Genomic DNA, 20424 nt, shown 5'->3' on the forward strand with positions numbered 1-20424 from the left:
ATGAAATTTCTAGGGATTAAAATTGCACTCCGACCCTAATTATTTTTATTGAACTATTGGGTGCAGTGCACTATTCTTCAAATCCTTACTGTCAATGTGGTGGAGTTCCGTTATGCACGCGCAAGGCCTTTACGACCCAGCAAATGAACATGACGCCTGTGGCGTCGGTTTCATCGCCCATATCAAGGGCAAGAAATCCCATTCCATCGTTGACCAGGGTTTGCTCATTCTGAAGAACCTGGATCACCGGGGTGCGGTCGGTGCCGACCCGCTCATGGGCGATGGTGCCGGTATCCTGATCCAGATTCCCGACCAGTACTACCGCGAAGAGATGGCCAAGCAGGGCGTGGACCTGCCGCCGCCCGGCGAATACGGCGTGGGCATGGTGTTCCTGCCCAAGGAAAACGCCTCCCGCATCGCCTGTGAACAGGAAATCGAACGCGCCGTGCTGGCCGAAGGCCAGATCGTGCTGGGCTGGCGCGATGTGCCGGTGGACCGCGACATGCCGATGTCCCCGACCGTGCGCGAAAAAGAGCCGGTGATCCGCCAGATCTTCATCGGCCGTGGCCCCGACGTGATGGTGACCGACGCGCTGGAACGCAAGCTCTACGTGATCCGCAAGTCTTCCGGTCACGCCATCCAGGCGCTGAACCTGCTGCACGGCAAGGAATTCTTCGTGCCCTCGATGTCGGCCCGTACCGTGGTCTACAAGGGCTTGCTGCTGGCCGACCAGGTCGGCGTGTACTACAAGGACCTGCAGGACGAGCGCTGCGTCTCGGCCCTGGCCCTGGTGCACCAGCGCTTCTCCACCAACACCTTCCCGGAATGGCCGCTGGCCCACCCGTACCGCCTGATCGCCCACAACGGTGAAATCAACACCGTCAAGGGCAACTTCAACTGGATGCGCGCCCGCGAAGGCGTGATGCAGTCGGCCGTACTGGGTTCGGACCTGAAGAAGCTGTTCCCGCTGATCTATGAAGGCCAGTCCGACACCGCCAGCTTCGATAACGCGCTGGAACTGCTGGTCATGGCCGGCTATCCGCTGCCGCAGGCGATGATGATGATGGTGCCCGAAGCCTGGGAAAACCACACCTCGATGGACGACAATCGTCGCGCCTTCTACGAATACCACGCCGCCATGATGGAGCCGTGGGACGGCCCGGCCGCGCTGGCCTTCACCGATGGTCGCCATATCGGCGGTACGCTCGACCGTAACGGCCTGCGTCCGGCACGCTACATCGTCACCGATGACGACCTGGTGGTGATGGCGTCCGAATCCGGCGTGCTGCCCATTCCCGAATCCAAGATCATCCAGAAGTGGCGCCTGCAACCGGGCAAGATGTTCCTGATCGACCTGGACGCCGGCCGCATCATCGACGACAAGGAACTGAAGGATACCTACGCCAACGCCAAGCCCTACAAGCAGTGGATCAACTCGGTGCGCGTGAAGCTGGACGAACTGAAGGAAGAGGCACGCCAGCCGTCGTCGTCCCTGAAGCTGCTGGACCTGCAGCAGGTCTTCGGCTACACCCAGGAAGACATCAAGTTCCTGATGGCCCCCATGGCCACGGGCGGTGAGGAAGCCATCGGTTCCATGGGCAATGACTCGCCGCTGGCCGTCATGTCCAACAAGAACAAGACGCTCTACAACTACTTCCGCCAGCTGTTCGCCCAGGTGACCAACCCGCCGATCGACCCGATCCGCGAAGCGCTGGTCATGTCGCTGGTGTCCTTCATCGGCCCCAAGCCCAACCTGCTGGACACCAACAACATCAACCCGCCGATGCGCCTGGAAGTGTCGCAACCGGTGCTGGACTATGACGACATCGCCAAGCTGCGCAACATCAGCGCCCACAGCGGCGGCAAGTTCAAGTCCTATGAACTGAACATCTGCTACCCCGTCGCCTGGGGCAAGGAAGGCATCGAAGCCCGCCTGGCCTCGCTGTGCGCCAAGGCCGTGGATGCGGTCAAGTCGGGCCACAACATCCTGATCATCTCGGACCGCAAGGTCGATGCCGACCAGCTGCCCATCCCGGCACTGCTGGCTACTTCGGCCATCCACCAGCACCTGGTCAGCAAGGGCCTGCGCACCTCCACCGGCCTGGTGGTGGAAACCGGCTCGGCCCGCGAAACGCACCACTTCGCCCTGCTGGCAGGTTATGGCGCCGAAGCCATCCACCCCTACCTGGCCATGGACACCCTGTCCGACATGGCCAAGGGCCTGTCGGGCGACCTGTCGCCGGAAAAGGCCATCTACAACTTCCAGAAGGCAGTCGGCAAGGGCTTGCTGAAGGTCATGTCCAAGATGGGCATTTCGACCTACATGTCCTACTGCGGCGCGCAGATCTTCGAAGCCATCGGCCTGTCCAAGGCGCTGGTGGACAAGTACTTCAAGGGCACCGCCTCCAACGTCGAAGGTATCGGCGTGTTCGAAGTGGCCGAAGAGGCACTGCGCCTGCACACCGCCGCCTTCAGCAGCGACCCGGTGCTGGCCAACGCCCTGGACGCCGGTGGCGAATACGCCTTCCGCATCCGCGGCGAAGAGCACATGTGGACCCCGGACGCGATCGCCAAGCTGCAGCACTCGACCCGTTCGAACAGCTACAACACCTACAAGGAATACGCCCAGATCATCAACGACCAGTCCAAGCGCCACATGACGCTGCGTGGCCTGTTCGAGTTCAAGATCGATCCGTCGCGCGCCATCTCCATCGATGAAGTGGAACCGGCCAAGGAAATCGTCAAGCGCTTCGCCACCGGCGCCATGTCGCTGGGCTCGATCTCGACCGAAGCCCACGCCACCCTGGCCATCGCCATGAACCGCATCGGCGGCAAGTCCAACACCGGTGAAGGTGGTGAAGACGTCAACCGTTACCGCAACGAGTTGAAGGGCATCCCCATCAAGCAGGGCGCCACCCTGGCCTCGGAAATCGGTCGCGAACACATCGAAGTCGATATCCCGCTGCAGGAAGGCGATTCGCTGCGCTCGCGCATCAAGCAGGTGGCGTCGGGCCGTTTCGGCGTCTCCGCCGAATACCTGATCTCCGCCGACCAGATCCAGATCAAGATGGCGCAGGGTGCCAAGCCGGGTGAAGGCGGTCAGCTGCCGGGCCACAAGGTCTCCGAATACATCGCCAAGCTGCGCGTGTCGGTGCCGGGCGTGGGCCTGATCTCTCCGCCGCCGCACCACGACATCTACTCCATCGAAGATCTGGCACAGCTGATCCACGACCTGAAGAACGTCAATCCGCGTGCTTCGATCTCGGTCAAGCTGGTCTCCGAAGTGGGCGTGGGTACCGTGGCTGCCGGCGTGGCCAAGGCCAAGTCGGACCACGTGGTCATCGCTGGCCATGATGGCGGCACCGGCGCTTCGCCGCTGTCCTCGATCAAGCATGCAGGTTCGCCGTGGGAACTGGGCCTGGCCGAAACCCAACAGACCCTGGTCCTGAACGGCCTGCGCAACCGCATCCGCGTGCAGGCCGACGGCCAGATGAAGACCGGTCGCGACGTCGTCATCGGCGCCATGCTGGGCGCGGACGAATTCGGTTTCGCCACCGCACCGCTGGTGGTCGAAGGCTGCATCATGATGCGCAAGTGCCACCTGAACACCTGCCCGGTGGGCGTGGCCACGCAAGATCCGGTGCTGCGCGCCAAGTTCTCCGGCAAGCCGGAACACGTGGTCAACTTCTTCTTCTTCATCGCCGAAGAAGCGCGCCAGATCATGGCCCAGCTGGGTATCCGCAAGTTCGACGAGCTGATCGGCCGCGCCGACCTGCTGGACCGTTCCAAGGCCATCGCCCACTGGAAGGCCAAGGGTCTGGACTTCAGCCGCATCTTCCATCAGCCGGAATCGAAGCTGCCGGTGTATCACACCGACTTCCAGGATCACGGCCTGGACAAGGCACTGGACCACAAGCTGATCGCGCAAGCCAAGATCGCGCTGGAAAAGGGCGAGAAGGTTTCCTTCATCTCCCCGATCAAGAACCTGAACCGTACCGTCGGTGCCATGCTCTCGGGTGAAGTCGCCAAGCGTTACGGCGACGAAGGCCTGCCGGATGACACCATCCACATCCAGCTGCAAGGTACCGCAGGCCAGTCGGCGGGCGCCTTCCTGGCCAAGGGCGTGACCCTGGACCTGGTCGGCGAAGGCAACGACTACGTCGGCAAGGGCCTCTCGGGTGGCCGCATCATCGTGCGTCCCAACACCGAGTTCCGTGGCCGCGCCGTGGACAACATGATCTCCGGTAACACCGTACTGTACGGCGCCATCAACGGCGAAGCCTTCATCAACGGCGTGGCTGGCGAACGCTTCGCAGTCCGTAACTCGGGCGCCACCGCCGTAGTGGAAGGCACCGGCGACCATGGTTGCGAATACATGACCGGCGGCACCGTCGTGGTGCTGGGCAATACCGGCCGCAACTTCGCAGCCGGCATGTCGGGCGGCATCGCCTACGTGTATGACCCGGAAGGTGATTTCGCCGGCAAGTGCAACACCGCCATGGTCAGCCTGGAAAAGGTCCTGTCGGACACCGAACAGGAACAGACCGTCAACCGCGACATCTGGCACAGCCTGCTGCGCGGTGGCGATCGCCAGACCGACGAAGCCATCCTGCGCGGCTTGATTGAGCGTCACTTCAAGTACACCGGCAGCACGCGTGCGCGCTACCTGCTGGATAACTGGGCGGCATCGCGTGCCAAGTTCGTCAAGGTATTCCCGACGGAGTACAAGCGTGCGCTGGCCGAGCTGGCCGCCGCTGCCCAATCGAAGAAAGAGAAGGTCGCTGCCTGATCGTCATCAACCAGCGTAACTTTCGAGTCAATCAAGCACGCCGGCGGGCGTGGCGCCAGAAATGAAGAGCGCCGCCCGCCGCATCCTTAGCGAGAATGTGAGAGGAAAATGGGAAAAGCAACCGGTTTCATGGAATACCAGCGCCTGAAAGAGGCCAGCGAAGCGCCAGCAGCGCGCACCAAGCACTACAAGGAATTCGTCCTGCACCTGAGCGACGCCGACGCCAAGATCCAGGGCGCGCGTTGCATGGACTGCGGCATCCCCTTCTGCAATAACGGCTGCCCGGTCAACAACATCATTCCCGACTGGAATGACCTGGTCTATCGCGGCAACTACAAGGAAGCCCTGGACACCCTGCACCAGACCAACAACTTCCCCGAGTTCACCGGCCGCATCTGCCCGGCACCCTGCGAAGCCGCCTGCACCCTGGGCATCAACAATGACGCCGTGGGCATCAAGTCGATCGAGCACTTCATCATCGACAAGGGCTGGGAAAACGGCTGGGTGGTGCCGCAACCGGCTGCCGTCAAGACCGGCAAGAAGGTCGCCGTGGTCGGTTCCGGTCCTGCCGGCCTGGCCGCTGCCCAGCAACTGGCCCGCGCCGGTCACGACGTGACCGTGTTCGAGAAGAGTGATCGCGTGGGCGGCCTGCTGCGTTACGGCATCCCCGACTTCAAGATGGAAAAGTCGCACATCGACCTGCGCGTGGAACAGATGAAGGCCGAAGGCGTGACCTTCCGTACCAGCGTCTTCGTGGGCAAGGATTTCCCCGAGACCGTCAACAACTGGTCCAAGGAAACCGTCTCCCCCGACGAGCTGAAGAAAGAATTCGACGCCGTCATCATCGCCGGTGGCGCCGAGGCTCCGCGTGATCTGCCGGTGCCCGGTCGTGAGCTCAAGGGCGTGCATTTCGCCATGGACTTCCTGCCGCTGCAGAACAAGGTCAACGCCGGCGACAAGCTGAAGAACCAGATCATGGCCACCGGCAAGAACGTGGTCGTCATCGGCGGTGGTGACACCGGCTCCGACTGCGTGGGTACCTCCAACCGTCATGGCGCTGCTGCCGTGACCCAGTTCGAACTGATGCCGCAACCGCCGGAATCCGAAAACAAGCCGCTGGTCTGGCCCTATTGGCCAATCAAGCTGCGCACCTCATCCTCGCACGAAGAAGGTTGCGAGCGCGATTTCGCGGTCACCACCAAGCGTCTGGAAGGCAAGGGCGGCAAGGTCGAGAAGCTCATCGCCGCGCGCGTCGAGTTCAAGGACGGCAAGATGGTCGAAGTCCCCGATTCGGAATTCGAGATCAAGGCCGACCTGGTGCTGCTGGCCATGGGCTTCGTCTCGCCGGTGGCGCAGGTGCTGGATGCCTTCGGCGTGGACAAGGATGCCCGCGGCAACGCCAAGGCCACCACCGATGGCGAAGGCTGCTACAAGACCTCGGTGGACAAGGTCTTTGCCGCAGGCGACATGCGTCGTGGCCAGTCGCTGGTGGTGTGGGCGATCCGCGAAGGTCGCCAATGCGCACGCGCAGTGGACGAGTTCCTGATGGGCAGCTCGCTGCTGCCGCGTTGATCCCGCATGACGGACTGCATCAAACGATTTATATGATTTAAATAGTTTTAACGGTTAGCTTCATTTGACCCTGGACCCGGGCCGACGCAAGTCGGTCCGGTTTTTTTATTTTTGCCGCGTGTAAAATGGGCCATCGCCGCCCGCCGGCATCATCTCCACACTGCAATGGCCACCCCGATCCGCTACAGCATCACTTCCCTCAATCCCGCCTCCCATGTCTATGAGGTCAGCGTCACAGTCGATTCGCCAGCGCCGGAGGGCCAGGTGTTTTCGCTACCGGCCTGGATTCCGGGCAGCTACATGATCCGCGAGTTCGGCAAGAACATCGTGACCTTGCGCGGTGAGTCAGCCGGTCGCAAGGTGCAGGTCAGAAAGCTCGACAAGCACACCTGGCAAGCCGCTCCCTGCAAGGGCGCGCTCACCCTGCATTACCAGGTCTATGCCTGGGACCTGTCGGTGCGCACCGCGCACCTGGACGAGACCCATGGCTTCTTCAATGGCACCAGCGTATTCCTGGCCGCGCATGGTTTCGAGCAGGCTCAGCAGGTGGTGGAGATCCGCCGTCCCGAGGGCGACCAGTTCAAGCGCTGGCGCGTCGCCACGGCCATGGCTGAACTCAAGGCCAAGCGCTATGGCTTCGGCACCTATGTGGCGCAGAACTACGATGAGCTGATTGATCATCCGGTGGAAATCGGCGATTTCACCCTGGCCAGCTTCCAGGCGTATGGCGTGCCGCATGACGTGGTCATTACCGGCCGCGTGCCCAATCTCGACATGGCGCGCCTGTGCGACGACCTCAAGAAGATCTGTGAAGCCCAGATCGCCTTCTTCGAGCCACGTACCAAGCGCGCGCCCATGGACCGCTATGTCTTCATGACGCTGGCCGTCGGCGATGGCTACGGCGGCCTGGAGCATCGTGCTTCCACCGCCCTGATCTGCTCGCGCGCCGACCTCCCGGTCAAGGGCAAGCCGGAGCAGACCGATGGCTACCGTACCTACCTGGGCCTGTGCAGCCACGAATATTTCCATACCTGGAACGTCAAGCGCATCAAGCCAGCCGTATTCGCCCCCTACGACCTGCGCCAGGAGAACTACACCTCGCTGCTATGGCTGTTCGAGGGCTTCACCAGCTATTACGACGACCTGTTCCTGGTGCGTACCGGCGTCATCGATACCGACAACTATCTGAAGCTGATCGGCAAGACCATCACCGGCGTGCTGCGCGGCAGCGGTCGCAAGAAGCAGAGCGTGGCCGAATCCAGCTTCGATGCCTGGGTCAAGTATTACCGTCAGGACGAAAACGCCAGCAATGCCATCGTCAGCTATTACACCAAGGGTTCGCTGGTAGCCATGGGACTGGACCTGACGATCCGCCAGCAAACCGGCGGCCGCCGTTCGCTGGACGATGTCATGCGCGGGCTGTGGACCGGTTTTGGCCGCGACTTCTACCAGGGCAAGCCGCGGGGCGTGCCGGAAGAGGGCATCCTGGAGCTGATGGAGCAATTCGCCGGCGCCGACCTCAAGCGCTTCCACGACCGCTACATCCGCGGTACCGAGGACGTGCCGCTGGAAGCGTTGCTGCCGGCCTTCGGACTGGCCTATGAGGCAGCGTTGCCGGCGGACGCCAAGCCCTGGCTGGGCGCGCGCATCACCAAGGAAGGCAGCGACGCCAAGCTGGCAGCACTGTACGAAGGCGGCCCTGCGATGCAGGCGGGCCTGTCGGCCGGAGACAAGCTGGTGGCCATCGATGGCTTGCGTGTGCCTGCATCCGGTCCCGATGGCTTGCTGGCGCGTTACCGACTCAACGATACGGTGCGTGTGCATGCCTTCCGTCGTGATGAACTGATGGAATTCAACGTCAAGCTCAAGGCGGATACGGCGCCGCAGGTGAGCCTGAAGGCCTTGCCCAAGCCGGTGGCGACGGTGCGCCAGCGCGAGGCCTGGCTAAAGATAAAAGCCTGACCGTCTGTTGCGCTGTAGACGAAAAAAAACCCGCCGAATCAGATTCGGCGGGTTTTTTCTTGCAGCGGAAGAAAGCGGATTACTTGGCTTCTTCGGCGCCGCCAGCAGCAGCTTCACCTTCAGCGGCAACTTGACCGGCCGGCACGGTGGCGGTGGCGATGGTCAGGTTTTCCTGGGTGACGGCGGTCACGCCGTTGGGCAGCTTCAGGTCAGCCAGGTGGATCGATTGGCCGACGTCCAGCTTGGACAGGTCGACTTCGATGAACTCAGGCAGGTTCTTCGGCAGGCAGGTCACGTCCAGTTCAGCAGCCACGTGGCTGATGATGCCGGCGTGCAGCTTGACGGCCGGCGACACTTCAGCGTTCACGAAGTGCAGGGGCACCTTGGTGTGCAGCTTCTGGGAAGCGTCCACGCGCTGGAAGTCAACGTGCAGGACCAGTTGCTTGAAAGCGTGGACTTGGAAGTCACGCAGCAGCACTTGTTCGACCTTGCCGTCGATTTCCAGGTCCAGGATGGACGAGTGGAAGGTTTCCTTCTTCAGGGCGTGGTACAGGGCGTTGTGGTCAACGGCGATGTTCAGCGGGGCAGCGGTGCCACCGTAGACGATACCCGGGGTTTGACCCGCGCGACGCAGGCGGCGGCTCGCTCCGGTGCCCTGTTCATTACGCGGAAAGGCGATCACTTTCATGTTGAAGCTCCAATGTTGGCAGGGCTCGTCGTTGAATCATTCAATCGACGGTTGCCCCGCAAGTTAAATATTCCCCGCGACCAGGGAATATGAAAAAACCTCGCCACGGAAAACCGCGGCGAGGCGAATGCAAAATCTTATTCAGCGAACAGCGACATCACCGAGTCACCCTTGGTGATGCGCTTGAAGGTCTCGGCCAGCAGGTCGGCACAGGTCAGTTGGCGTACCTTGGCGCAGCCACGTGCAGCCGGCGACAGCGGGATGGTGTCGGTCACCACCAGTTCGTCCAGGGGCGAATTGGCGATGCGGTCGATGGCCGGACCCGACAGCACCGGGTGGGTACAGTAGGCCACGACCTTCTTGGCGCCACGTTCCTTCAGCACCTCGGCAGCCTTGGTCAGGGTGCCGGCGGTGTCCACCATGTCATCCATGATGACGCAGTTGCGGCCTTCGACTTCACCGATGATGTTCATCACTTCGGAGACGTTGGCCTTGGGACGACGCTTGTCGATGATGGCCAGGTCGCAGTTCAGGCGCTTGGCCAGCGCGCGGGCGCGCACCACGCCGCCGACGTCGGGCGAGACCACCAGCAGGTCGTCGTAGTTCTTGTTGACCAGGTCGCCCAGCAGGATGGGCGAGGCGTAGATGTTGTCCACCGGGATGTCGAAGAAGCCCTGGATCTGGTCTGCATGCAGATCCATGATCAGGACGCGCTCGACGCCGGCTTCCTGCAGCATGTTGGCCACGACCTTGGCCGAGATGGCCACCCGTGCCGAACGCGGACGGCGATCCTGGCGGGCATAACCGAAGTAGGGGATGGCGGCAGTGATGCGACCGGCCGAAGCGCGCTTCAGAGCGTCGACCATGATCATGATTTCCATCAGGTTGTCATTGGTCGGTGCGCAGGTGGACTGCAGCACGAAGACGTCCTTGCCGCGAACGTTTTCATTGATCTCGACCATGACTTCGCCGTCGGAGAACTTGGAAACATTGGCCTTGCCCAGCGGGATACCGAGTTTCTCAGCGACGCCGCGCGCCAGTTCGGGGTTGGCGTTGCCCGTAAAAACCATCAGGTTCTCAAGTGCCATGTGGGTATCCCTGAATGCAATCGTTAAAAAGTCGAAAAGCCGACAATGCTTGACTTGATCGGTCTCACATTGACGGCTTATTTTTCTGACTGGACCCGGGCCTGTACTGCGGCCTGTCCGAATTAAATGGCAGGGGAACAAGGATTCGAACCTTGGAATGCCGGAATCAAAATCCGGTGCCTTAACCAGCTTGGCGATTCCCCTACGCAACTTGCTGCTCGCCGTGTCGCGCGCTCTATGCCAGGCGCTGCGCTCACGTCAAACCAATTCTTCTTTACGACTGCACTAAATGGGCGAGAGGATGTTCCTGCATCGCTTTGGCTTTCCAGCCGATCCAGCGCGAAGGCAATTGCTTGAGCACTTCGTCTGCCTGATGTTCGTGTTCGAATGCACAAAACACACAGGCGCCAGATCCGGTCATTCTTGCGCTCCCGAACCTGCTCAGCCATTCGACTGCCGCCGCAACTTCGGGGAAATGCGCAGTTGCCACCATTTCCAGATCGTTCTTCCCGAAGCTGGAAGCGATTTGTTTCGTCGCATCAGGAAAGTCCGTTATTCTGACGGGTTCGGTATCCCTTGTCAACAACTTTGAAGAAAATATTAAAGAGGTTGGAACAGATACGCCTGGTTCGATGACCACGAACCAGCAATCCGCGGTGCGCAGTGCCGCCAGCTCTTCACCCACGCCTTCTGCGAATGCATTGCGGCCAAACAGGAAGAAGGGAACGTCGGCGCCCAGTTTCAGGCCCATCTCCATCAGAGAGGCGCGATTGTAGCCGCAATTCCACAGGTGATTCAAGACCATCAGCGTGGTCGCCGCGTCGGATGAACCACCGCCCACGCCACCTCCCATCGGCAGGATCTTGTGCACGGTGATGTCGGCGCCCAGGTGGGGCTTGCCGCTGGCCTCGCGCAGCAGGTGCGCCGCGCGGATCACCAGATCGGACTCGGCCGGCACGCCCGCCACCTCATTGGTCCTGACGATGCGGCCGTCGTCGCGCAGGGCGAAGTCCAGCGTATCGCACCGGTCGATCAACTGGAAGGCCGATTGCAGCAGGTGATAGCCATCCGGACGGCGGCCGGTCACGTGCAGGAACAGATTGAGCTTGGCCGGTGCCGGGCAGGCGGTGAGCGTGGTGGTCATGCGTGTTGCGTGGTCGGGTGAGTGCAAGTGAAGACGGGTGGTCTCAGGGCAGCGTTCAGGGCTTTTTCCAGCCATCGATGGCGATGCGGATGGCGACCTTGCCGGCCTGGGCGGTGCTGCGGGTCATGTCGATGCGCTTGGGGCGGGCCTGGCCGCTGGCGGCATCGGTCTCCCAGTTGGCGTAGGTGATGCGCCACCCATCGCGCGTGTCGAAGCTGGCTGCTTCCGTGCCGGCGCGGGCGGTGAAGGGCTTGCCGCTGGCGTCGATGCCGCTGCCTTGCAGCCACTGGCGCATGCCCGACACCGGCAGCGGCCATCCCAGCGATTGCGCGGCCAGTTCATCCACATCGGGCGCCACCTGCGGCGCGCGCCCGGATTGCACCAGGGTGGCGATGCCGGGCTTGACGTTGATGGTGGCGACCGTCTGGCCCAGGGGCGAGAACATGTCCAGGTTCAGTTCCTGCGGGGTCTGCTTCCAGAAGAAGCTGCCGTGCAGAGACTGCGGGCGTTGGTCCTGCTCGTACTGGACCGAGATGCGGCCATCGATCTCGATGCTGGACTGGTAGGCCGGCGCGCTGGCGTTGGGCGCCACGCTGTCCTGCAGTACCGTGGCACAGCCGGCCAGCAGGATGGCAAGACAGAAAGGCGCCGCCTTCAGGAAGCCATGATAGGAACGCAAGCGACTCATAACTTCACATTGAGCCGCGCCAGCGTGCTTTTCAGGACTTCATTGTTGGGTTCCTTCAGCGCAGCCTCGCGCCATACCTTGCGCGCCTCATCCTGCTTGCCGTTGGTCCAGAGCACTTCGCCCAGGTGGACACCGATCTCGACATCCGGACGCAGTCCATAGGCGCGACGCATCTGGGTTTCGGCTTGTTCTGCGCGACCCATGCGGAACAGCACCCAACCCAGGCTGTCGGCGATGAAGGCATCTTCCGGGGCCAGGTCGGCGGCTTTCTGGATCAGTTCCAGCGCTTCCGGCAGACGTACATTGCGATCGGCCAGCGAATAGCCCAGCGCGTTGTAGGCATGCTGGTTGCCGGGGGCCAGTTGCATCACGCGACGCAGGGACTTTTCCATCTCGTCGTACTTGCCCAGCTTTTCCAGGACCATGGAATAGTCGTAGAGCAGATCGGTATTGTTGGGGAAGCGTTCCAGGCCGCCCTTGAGCACGTCGGCGGCTTCCTGGTTGCGGTTGGCGTCGCGCAGCAGGCTCGATTCGGCCAGCAGCAGTTGCAGTTGCTCACCATCATTGGCCGATTCGGACTGCGCCTGTTCCAGCGCCTTGCGGGCACCTTCGATGTCGGCCTTGCGTGCCAGCAGCTGGGCGCGGCGGACCTGGATGTTGACGTAGCCTTCGCTACCCGGTTCAGCCTGGTCGAGATAGCGCAGCGCCGAATCCAGATCGCGCCGTTCCTCGGCGATGCGCGAGAGCAGCAGGAGCGCCTGGCTGGGGTCGCGATCATCTTCAGGCTGGGCCGAGAGCACCTGCAGGTAGCGCTGCAGATAGTATTCGGCGTCCTTCAACTGGTCGGTCTGGGCCGACAGCACGCCCAGCGCGAAGAGGGTGGTGGCGTCTTCGCCGTCTTCCTTCAACAGCGTCTCGAACTGGCTGCGGGCCTGCTTGTAATCCTTCTGTTCCACCAGGCTGCGGGCGTAGGCCACGCGCACTTCGCGCGCATCGGGATACTTGCGCAGGAAGTCGGTCACCAGCTTGGTGGCGTCCTTGTTGTCGGAGGCCACCTGGGCGGCGGTCAGCACGGCCAGTTCGGAGTCCGGCTTGATCTTCAGGGCCGCGCGCGCCTCGCGCTGGGCCTGGGCGCCGTCGCCGATGCTGAAGGCGCCCTGGGCCAGGGCCAGGTGGGTTTCCATCAGGTCGCCATAGGGCTTGGTGATGTTCTGCAGGATGGTGAAGCTGGCCTGCTTGTCCTTGGCCCGCGAGAGCAGGCGCTGGATCTGCAGGATCATCGGGCCACGCGCCTGGGGCGCGGCATCGGCCAGGCGCTGGGTCAGCAGCGGTTCGATTTCATCGACGCTGTCCGAGAGCATGATCAGGCCCAGGTAGTTCTGCAGGGCTTCATCGGAGTGCGGTGCCAGTTCGGTCCACAGGCGCACCGCCACCAGTGCTTCGCCCGCCTGGCGCGCCGCTACCGCCATCTCGGCAGCACGCTTGGCCAGGCGCGGGTCGCGTGTCTGCTGCGCGGCCGCCAGCATGGTCACGTAGGCCGACTGCCATTGACCACGCTGGAAGGCGATCTCGGCTGTCAGCACTTTGTAAAGGATGTCCTCGCTCAGCTCCAGCGCAGGCAGGGTGTCTTCCTGCGGCTGGACCTTGGCCTTGGGGGCTTTCTTGCGATTGGCGGCCGACTTGGCCGACGCGCTCTTCTGGTCCTGGGCCGCCTGGGCATCCGCCTTGTCGCCGGGCTGTTGCAGGCTTGCGCAGGCAGTCAGCAGCAGGGAACTGGTGAGGAGAGCGATGGTTTTTTTCAAGATTTCATCCTGACGATTCGGAGAGTTTCGATTTTACGCGCAACAAACGTGGCTTTGCTGACAGCGCAGTGTAATCCATCTTTGACAAGCTTCCCTGCGCAGGTTGCACCTGCGGCTTCAGGTCTTGTTTTCGGCATCTGCATTATCATATGCAGCTTCACGCCCGTCCTCCCTTATCCGCCAGCCGATGCCAGAATTACCAGAAGTCGAAGTCACCCGTCGCGGGGTCGCGCCCTATCTCGAAGGCCAGACCGTCAGCGGCGTCGTCCTGCGTCACACCGGCCTGCGCTGGCCGTTCCCGACGGGCTTGCAGGGCCTGCTGGCGGGGCAGGTGATCCGGCGTACCGGACGTCGCGGCAAATACCTGCTGATCCATTTCGACCATGGCACCCTGATCGTGCACCTGGGCATGTCCGGTCACCTGCGCATCCTGCCGCCGGGCATCGCGCCGCAAAAGCATGATCATTTCGATCTGGAAGTGGGCGGCCAGGTCATGCGCATGACCGATCCGCGCCGCTTCGGCGCGATTCTCTGGCATGACATCGCCGATGGCGCCGTCGAGGAACACCTGCTGCTGCGCAGCCTGGGGCTGGAGCCGCTGGAAGACAAGTTCAGCGCCCGCGAGCTGTTCAAGCAGACCCGTGGCCGCAGCGCGCCGATCAAGCAGGTATTGCTGGCCGGCGACATCGTGGTGGGGGTGGGCAATATCTACGCGTCCGAGAGCCTGTTCAAGGCACGCATCAATCCCAGGACGCCGGCCTACAAGATCAGCCTGGCGCGCTACGAGCGCCTGGCCGAGGCCATCCGTGAAACGCTGGCCGCGGCCATCGAGCAGGGCGGCAGCACGCTGCGCGACTTCATTGCCGTCAATGGCCAGTCGGGTTATTTCCAGCAGAGTTACTTCGTCTATAACCGCACCGGCGAGGCCTGCCGCATCTGCGCCACGCCGATCCGCCAGATCAAGCAGGGGCAGCGTTCCACTTTTTATTGCGTGAGTTGCCAGAAATGAAGGGTATTGTCGAATCACGGGGCAAGGCTGCTGCCGGTGAGGTGTCGGAATATGAAGATCCCTCCTTCTCGGCTCAGGTGATCGCGTGGCAGAAACAGCACGGTCGCCACAAGTTGCCCTGGCAGAATACCCGCGACGCCTATCGCGTCTGGCTCTCGGAAATCATGCTGCAGCAGACCCAGGTGGCGGCCGTGATCCCGTATTACCAGCGCTTCCTGGAGCGCTGCCCGGATGTCTTCTCGCTGGCCGCAGCTCCGTCGGAGGATGTGATGGCGCTCTGGAGCGGGCTGGGCTACTACACCCGTGCGCGCAACCTGCACAAGTGTGCGCAGCGCGTGGTGGCCGAATACGGAGGGCGTTTTCCGGAGGATCCCGAACTGCTGGCCGACCTGCCCGGCATCGGCCGTTCCACGGCGGCGGCGATTGCGGCCTTTTCCTATGGCCGCCGCGCCGCCATCCTGGATGGCAACGTCAAGCGCGTCTTTGCGCGGGTGTTCGGGGTCGATGGCTATCCGGGCGCCAAGCCGGTCGAAGACAAGCTCTGGTTGCGTGCCGTGGCGCTCCTGCCGCAACAGGATATCGAATCCTATACCCAGGGCCTGATGGACCTCGGCGCCACCCTGTGCGTGCGCGGCAAGCCCGCCTGCGAGCGCTGCCCGCTGGCCGGGCGCTGCGTGGCCCTGGCCCAGGACCGGGTGGCGGAACTGCCGGTGAGCAAGCCCAGGAAGGCGGTCCCGGAAAAGGAAACCGTGATGCTGGTCATCACCCACGGTGAGGATGTCCTGCTGGAACAGCGGCCCGACAGCGGCATCTGGGGCGGCCTGCTGTCGCTGCCGGAGATCGGCGTGGCCGATGCGGCGCGCTTCGATACCGCCGTGCGCACCCTGGTGGCGCCCTACGGCGAGCTGGAAGGCTGCCGCAAGCTGCAGCCGTTCTCGCATGTCTTTACCCACTTCAAGCTGCACGTGGCACCCTTCCAGGTGGCGCTGAGCAGTCGCAGCCAGGCCATCGCCGAGCGCGGACTGGTCTGGTATCCCGCCCACAGGCTGGCCGATGCGCCGTTGCCGGCGCCGGTCAAGAAGCTGTTGCTGGGCGTGCTGTGGACGCGGGACCTGCTCTCGGTGGTGTAGCCGGCGGCGCCGGCCCGGGCGATCAGTTCAACTGGCGGTGCCGGCTCACCACCTGCTCGGTGGCGCGGAAGTGGCTGGCCAGCAATTCGACCAGATAGACCGAGCGGTGCTGACCGCCGGTGCAGCCGATGGCCACGGTGAGGTAGCTGCGGTTGTCATCCTTGAAGGCCGGCAGCCATTTCTCCACGAAGCCACGGATGTCGTTGAACATGTCGGCCACCTCGGGATAGGCCGTCAGGAATTCGATGACCGGTGCATCGCGTCCGGTCAGTGGACGCAATTCGGCATCGTAGTGGGGATTGGGCAGCATGCGCACGTCGAACACCAGATCGGCGTCCAGCGGCAGGCCGTGCTTGAAGCCGAAGGACTCGATCTGCAGCGTCAGCGGCGAGCGTTCCAGGTCCACCAGTTCCTTGATCCAGCGACGCAGCTTGTTGGAGCTCAGCTGCGAGGTATCCATGACCAGGCCGATGTCCTGCATGTCGCCCAGCATTTCCTTTTCCAGCGCAATGCATTCGGTGAGCGTGAGGCGGTCGGCCGGATTGCGGCCGGGCAGCAGCCGGTGCGACAGCGGATGGCTGCGGCGGGTTTCGGAGAAGCGGGTGATGAGCGTATCGTCAGAGGCGGTCAGGAAGAAGACCTTGACGTCATGTCCCTCGGCGCGCAGGGTCTCGATGTCGGTGCGCAGGGTGGCCAGGGAATCGGCGCTGCGCGCATCGGTAGCCACGGCCAGCATGCTGGCGCCTTCCTTGATGCGGGTTTGCACCAGGTCGCACAGCAACGAGGGTGGAAGATTGTCGACGCAGAAATAGCCGGCGTCTTCCAGCACATGGAGTGCCACCGATTTGCCGGAGCCGGAGATGCCGGTGATCAGAACGATTCTCATGGCGGCAATCATAACGCATGGGGCGTCGATTCGTGGGAGGGGATGGCCTTTCCCGAACGGCGGGAAAGGCTTGCTGGCGGGCTGGTGCGTCGCTGTTCCGCTGCCTATTCGCCGTTCATTGCCCGTCGCTGGCGTTCGATGAATTCCTTGAGGGTATCGATGCCGCGCAACTGCAGGATGGTATTGCGCACGGCGGCTTCCAGCAGCACCGCGATGTTGCGGCCGGCCGCCACGGGAATGACCACCTTGCGGATCGGCAGGCCCAGCACTTCTTCATACTGCGCATCCAGCGGCAGGCGTTCGTAGTTTTCTTCCAGCGTGCTGCGGCGGACCAGGTGCACGATGAGCTTCAGGCGCATCTTGCGGCGTACCGCGGTCTCACCGAAGATCGCCTTGATGTCCAGCAGCCCCAGTCCGCGTACTTCGAGCAGGTTCTGCAGCAGCGGCGGGCAGCGTCCTTCGATCATGTTGGGCGCGATGCGGGCAAACTCCACGGCATCGTCGGCCACCAGGCCATGGCTGCGCGAAATCAGTTCCAGCCCCAGCTCGCTCTTGCCCAGGCCGGATTCGCCGGTGATCAGCACACCCACGCCCAGCACGTCCATGAATACGCCGTGCATGGTGATCTGCTGCGCCAGTTTCTTGGACAGGTACACCCGCAGGTAGTCGATCACCTGCGCCGCCGGCAGCGGGGTGGAGAACAACGGGATATTCTTTTCGTCGCATACCGCCAGCAGATCGGGCGGCGTCGAGAGACCCTGCGCGATGATGAAAGCCGGCGGTTCGCCGGCCACCAGCTCGGCGGTCTGGTAGGCGCGCGAGGTGTTGGAGAGGCGATTGTAGTATTCGATTTCCTGGTGGCCGAAGACCTGCAGGCGGCCCGGGTGGATCAGGTTCAGGTGGCCCACCTGGTCGGAGGCCGAAACGGCGTCGCCGGAAATGAGGCGTTCGCCGCCGGGGAAGCCGGCAAACCAGCCCAATTGCAGGGATTCACGGTTTTCTTCGTAAAGTTGCTGTATCGACAACGCGGAATAAGTGGGCATGTAGATCCGGTCTGGTCTGCTGGCGGGTGGGCGGCGAGCGGGAGCGGCCGGGCTGATCAGCCGGCCTTCTCCATCGAGGTCTGCCAGGTCACGATGCGTGCATGCACTACGGCAGGGTCGGCTTCGATGGCGAGCTCGTTGCGGAACGCGTCGTCGGAAAACATCTCGGCGATTTCCGAGAGGATTTCCAGGTGCTGTTGCGTCACGTTGTCAGGAATGAGCAGGAAGATCAGCAGCTTGACCGGCTGGCCGTCGGGCGATTCGAAGGGGATCGGTGCAGCCAGCCGCATGAACAGCGCCAGCGGCGCCTTCAGGCCCTTGATACGCCCGTGCGGCACGGCCACGCCGTGACCCAGTCCGGTGGAACCGAGACGCTCACGGGCAAACAGGTTTTCGGAAACGGTGGAGCGGGCGATGCCGCTGTTGTTTTCGAAAGTCAGGCCGGCTTGTTCGAAGGCTCTTTTTTTGCTGGAGACTTCCAGATCCAGAACCACATTTTCTGGAGACAGGATTTTTGCGAGATTAGTCATGACGCTCAAGGAATTGCCACGGGCTGAAGCTTTGAGCAGGATTATAGGCCTCTTTGGACCCGGAGGAACGCTTTGAAAGCGCCGAACAGCAGGTGATTTCGGGCGGATAGAGCAGATTTGCCCCAAGGTACGACTTTTGTAGAGATAGGTGGAAATATTTTTGCCGACCCCAGCGCCGATGAGGGTTGGTGATTTATCCATCACCGCCCCGCTCATCGGTCATCGCATCACCGGCAATGACATCTCGAATGACAAATCGAATTACATCTCGATACGGCCGAAGATCAGCAGCACGTCGCCGTTGTTCTTGTTGGAGGACAGGCGTGGCACGTAGGCAAACATGATCTTGCCCTTCTGGGTGCCGATGGAGGCCAGCGGTAACGGTACCGGGAAGGGAACGCTGTGGAAGTAATCCTGCCGGCTCATGAGCATGGCGGTGCCGCCCAGGCCCACTTCCAGGCCGGTCTTGGCAATCGGAAACACCCATTCATAGGCATACCCCGCCATGTATTGCGGATGGCGGTGCGAGTCCTTGATCACGAATCCATACAGGGACTCATCATTGCCGCTTTCGTTGCGCAGGGTCTTGCCGTAGCCCAGGCCCCAGGCGTGTTCATTGAGCTCATCCAGCTTCTGCGGGGTATAGGTGCTGCGGCCGTGGTGGGCCACGCCGGACAGGTAGATGGCGCTGTCGCCCTGATCCCAGATGTGGGCGGCGTGGTCCTTGGTCTGTTGCCACAGGCTGTACTGGTTGTCTTCGGCGTGGGCCGCCGGCACCAGCGCGAGGGTGGCAGCCGCGACAAACGCGGCGCGACACAGGGTGCGACGGGCAGGGGCAGCGCGAAGTTCAGAAGCGGTCGCAGGCCGCAGTGGGGTGGTGGTTGTCATCGTTATTGTGGACGTAAAGCAGAAGTCCCATGACTCCGGGGCGCGGAGCTGGAACGTGGTAGCACGGGGTTGAAGAAAGATCGGGTGTGCGAAGGCGCTGCCTGATTGGCAAGCTCATGCACATAAGAGTGGACAGACATGAAGGAAAAAATATCCCTTCATCTGCATTGTTGTAAAACGGAAAATGTTACCAAACCTTGGTTACGCCGCCTGTCCCTCAAAGGAGGCAAGTGCCTGCGTGGCAAGATCCGGTAACAATTTACTGACGTTGTTTTTACAACTGGTACCCGATGGGCGGGTCCAGTAGCGCCGCCTTATTGACGGGCGTTACGCAATTGCGAGGGCGGTTTGGCGCTGGAGAAGTTGCTGCGCCAGGGATTGATGTCCAGGCCGCCGCGCCGCGTGTAGCGTGCATAGACGGCCAGCTTCTGCGGTTTGCAGTAGCGCAGGATGTCGCTGAAGATGCGTTCCACGCATTGCTCGTGGAATTCGTTGTGTTCGCGGAATCCGATGATGTATTTCAGCAGCCGTTCCTGGTCGATCGGCGCGCCCACATAGTGGATCTGCACGCTGCCCCAGTCCGGCTGGCTGGTCACCGGGCAATTGGACTTGAGCAGGTGCGACACCAGGGTTTCCTCGACCAGGGCTTCCTCGTGGTTGGCGCGCAGTTGGCTGCCGTCGGGATGGGCGCCGCCGCTGGCGGGTTCGATTTCCACATCCAGGCGATCCAGCGACAAGCCGGCCAGTTCGCCGAACTGCAACTGGCCGAACTGCGACGATTCGGTCAGCATCACCTGCACCCCCGCGCCCGCGGCAGCAGAGAGGTCGGTGCGCAGTTTTTCCACCAGTTGGTCGGCACTTTTCAGGCGCTCGTGGTTGAACGAATTCAGGTACAGCTTGAAGGACTTCGATTCGATGATGTTGGGCGAATCGGCCGGCACCATGAAGGTGGCGATGGCGATCTGCGGCTTGCCGCGCAGGTTCAGCCAGGAGATTTCATAGGCGGTCCAGATATCGACGCCGAAGAAGGGCAGGGTGCCGCTGATCTGCAATTCGGCGCGCTTGGGTGCGCGCGGGATGGGGAACAGCAGGGTCGGATCGTAATGGGTGGGATATTCCGAGCTCTTGCCCAGGGGCGAGCTTTCCGGCGAATGGCCGGTGGTGGCGACGGTCGAGGCGGGCGGGGTGGTGTGGTTCATGGTGAG

15 protein-coding genes and 1 tRNA gene are annotated in these 20424 nt (G+C 62.3%); 5 read left to right on the forward strand and 11 right to left on the reverse strand.

Going from position 1 to position 20424, the window contains the following annotated elements; genetic code table 11:
* The first annotated feature begins 112 nt into the window (after positions 1-112).
* From ACEOAC_RS04590 to ACEOAC_RS04600, 3 genes are all read left to right on the forward strand, one after another.
* Complete coding sequence (locus tag ACEOAC_RS04590; RefSeq protein WP_241813286.1) at positions 113-4789, forward strand: glutamate synthase-related protein; 4677 nt, start codon at positions 113-115, stop codon at positions 4787-4789.
* 108 nt (positions 4790-4897) lie between these two features.
* Positions 4898-6361 (forward strand): glutamate synthase subunit beta, encoded by a 1464-nt coding sequence (locus tag ACEOAC_RS04595; protein ID WP_241813287.1) that lies wholly within the window; start codon positions 4898-4900, stop codon positions 6359-6361.
* Between the two features lie 165 nt (positions 6362-6526).
* Positions 6527-8323, forward strand: a complete 1797-nt coding sequence (locus tag ACEOAC_RS04600; RefSeq protein WP_413444043.1) for a M61 family metallopeptidase — start codon at positions 6527-6529, stop codon at positions 8321-8323.
* Positions 8324-8402: 79 nt separating this feature from the next.
* Here the strand turns inward: ACEOAC_RS04600 and ACEOAC_RS04605 are convergent, their stop codons facing one another.
* From ACEOAC_RS04605 to ACEOAC_RS04630, 6 genes are all read right to left on the reverse strand, one after another.
* Positions 8403-9011, reverse strand: coding sequence for a 50S ribosomal protein L25/general stress protein Ctc (locus ACEOAC_RS04605; protein ID WP_006465128.1), 609 nt, complete (start codon positions 9009-9011; stop codon positions 8403-8405).
* Positions 9012-9148: 137 nt separating this feature from the next.
* Positions 9149-10099, reverse strand: a complete 951-nt coding sequence (locus ACEOAC_RS04610) for a ribose-phosphate pyrophosphokinase (RefSeq protein ID WP_006465127.1) — start codon at positions 10097-10099, stop codon at positions 9149-9151.
* Between the two features lie 127 nt (positions 10100-10226).
* Positions 10227-10303 (reverse strand) — tRNA-Gln (locus ACEOAC_RS04615).
* A gap of 70 nt (positions 10304-10373) precedes the next feature.
* Positions 10374-11243 carry a 4-(cytidine 5'-diphospho)-2-C-methyl-D-erythritol kinase gene (gene ispE, locus ACEOAC_RS04620; protein WP_077235946.1) on the reverse strand — a complete coding sequence of 290 codons (870 nt, stop codon included), beginning with the start codon at positions 11241-11243 and terminating at the stop codon, positions 10374-10376.
* A 55-nt stretch (positions 11244-11298) separates the two neighbouring features.
* Positions 11299-11931, reverse strand: coding sequence for a lipoprotein insertase outer membrane protein LolB (gene lolB / locus ACEOAC_RS04625; protein ID WP_413444044.1), 633 nt, complete (start codon positions 11929-11931; stop codon positions 11299-11301).
* On the reverse strand, positions 11928-13733 hold the full coding sequence (locus tag ACEOAC_RS04630) for a tetratricopeptide repeat protein (RefSeq protein ID WP_006465124.1): 1806 nt from the start codon (positions 13731-13733) through the stop codon (positions 11928-11930). The genes lolB and ACEOAC_RS04630 overlap by 4 nt, the downstream gene beginning before the upstream one ends.
* A 187-nt stretch (positions 13734-13920) precedes the next feature.
* On the opposite strand from ACEOAC_RS04630, the gene mutM reads away from it, so the two are divergent.
* Complete coding sequence (gene mutM / locus ACEOAC_RS04635) at positions 13921-14742, forward strand: bifunctional DNA-formamidopyrimidine glycosylase/DNA-(apurinic or apyrimidinic site) lyase (protein ID WP_413444045.1); 822 nt, start codon at positions 13921-13923, stop codon at positions 14740-14742.
* Positions 14739-15872 carry an A/G-specific adenine glycosylase gene (mutY, locus tag ACEOAC_RS04640; protein WP_413628710.1) on the forward strand — a complete coding sequence of 378 codons (1134 nt, stop codon included), beginning with the start codon at positions 14739-14741 and terminating at the stop codon, positions 15870-15872. The genes mutM and mutY overlap by 4 nt, the downstream gene beginning before the upstream one ends.
* 22 nt (positions 15873-15894) lie before the next feature.
* Here mutY and rapZ read toward each other — a convergent pair whose 3' ends face one another.
* From rapZ to queF, 5 genes are all read right to left on the reverse strand, one after another.
* On the reverse strand, positions 15895-16758 hold the full coding sequence (gene rapZ, locus ACEOAC_RS04645; RefSeq protein WP_241813293.1) for an RNase adapter RapZ: 864 nt from the start codon (positions 16756-16758) through the stop codon (positions 15895-15897).
* Positions 16759-16862: 104 nt separating this feature from the next.
* A complete protein-coding gene (hprK, locus tag ACEOAC_RS04650) occupies positions 16863-17801 on the reverse strand; it encodes an HPr(Ser) kinase/phosphatase (RefSeq protein ID WP_006465120.1) in 939 nt (312 codons plus the stop codon).
* 56 nt (positions 17802-17857) lie between these two features.
* Positions 17858-18331: a PTS sugar transporter subunit IIA gene (locus ACEOAC_RS04655; protein ID WP_413444586.1), complete on the reverse strand. Its 474-nt coding sequence runs from the start codon at positions 18329-18331 to the stop codon at positions 17858-17860.
* 261 nt (positions 18332-18592) lie between these two features.
* Positions 18593-19219, reverse strand: a complete 627-nt coding sequence (locus ACEOAC_RS04660; RefSeq protein ID WP_241813294.1) for a hypothetical protein — start codon at positions 19217-19219, stop codon at positions 18593-18595.
* Positions 19220-19533: 314 nt separating this feature from the next.
* Positions 19534-20418: an NADPH-dependent 7-cyano-7-deazaguanine reductase QueF gene (queF, locus tag ACEOAC_RS04665; RefSeq protein WP_413444584.1), complete on the reverse strand. Its 885-nt coding sequence runs from the start codon at positions 20416-20418 to the stop codon at positions 19534-19536.
* Between the last annotated feature and the right edge of the window lie 6 nt (positions 20419-20424).

This window comes from Herbaspirillum frisingense, assembly GCF_047325095.1.
Classification (GTDB): Bacteria; Pseudomonadota; Gammaproteobacteria; order Burkholderiales; family Burkholderiaceae_D; genus Herbaspirillum; species Herbaspirillum frisingense.

Excerpts from the sequence above, each read along its gene's own strand:
- ACEOAC_RS04655 (WP_413444586.1), bottom strand. The coding sequence starts at position 18,331 with ATGACTAATCTCGCAAAAATCCTGTCTCCAGAAAATGTGGTTCTGGAT.
- mutY (WP_413628710.1), top strand. The coding sequence starts at position 14,739 with ATGAAGGGTATTGTCGAATCACGGGGCAAGGCTGCTGCCGGTGAGGTG.
- ACEOAC_RS04605 (WP_006465128.1), bottom strand. The coding sequence starts at position 9,011 with ATGAAAGTGATCGCCTTTCCGCGTAATGAACAGGGCACCGGAGCGAGC.
- ACEOAC_RS04590 (WP_241813286.1), top strand. The coding sequence starts at position 113 with ATGCACGCGCAAGGCCTTTACGACCCAGCAAATGAACATGACGCCTGT.
- mutM (WP_413444045.1), top strand. The coding sequence starts at position 13,921 with ATGCCAGAATTACCAGAAGTCGAAGTCACCCGTCGCGGGGTCGCGCCC.
- ACEOAC_RS04610 (WP_006465127.1), bottom strand. The coding sequence starts at position 10,099 with ATGGCACTTGAGAACCTGATGGTTTTTACGGGCAACGCCAACCCCGAA.
- lolB (WP_413444044.1), bottom strand. The coding sequence starts at position 11,931 with ATGAGTCGCTTGCGTTCCTATCATGGCTTCCTGAAGGCGGCGCCTTTC.
- ACEOAC_RS04595 (WP_241813287.1), top strand. The coding sequence starts at position 4,898 with ATGGGAAAAGCAACCGGTTTCATGGAATACCAGCGCCTGAAAGAGGCC.
- queF (WP_413444584.1), bottom strand. The coding sequence starts at position 20,418 with ATGAACCACACCACCCCGCCCGCCTCGACCGTCGCCACCACCGGCCAT.
- ispE (WP_077235946.1), bottom strand. The coding sequence starts at position 11,243 with ATGACCACCACGCTCACCGCCTGCCCGGCACCGGCCAAGCTCAATCTG.
- rapZ (WP_241813293.1), bottom strand. The coding sequence starts at position 16,758 with ATGAGAATCGTTCTGATCACCGGCATCTCCGGCTCCGGCAAATCGGTG.
- hprK (WP_006465120.1), bottom strand. The coding sequence starts at position 17,801 with ATGCCCACTTATTCCGCGTTGTCGATACAGCAACTTTACGAAGAAAAC.
- ACEOAC_RS04660 (WP_241813294.1), bottom strand. The coding sequence starts at position 19,219 with ATGACAACCACCACCCCACTGCGGCCTGCGACCGCTTCTGAACTTCGC.
- ACEOAC_RS04600 (WP_413444043.1), top strand. The coding sequence starts at position 6,527 with ATGGCCACCCCGATCCGCTACAGCATCACTTCCCTCAATCCCGCCTCC.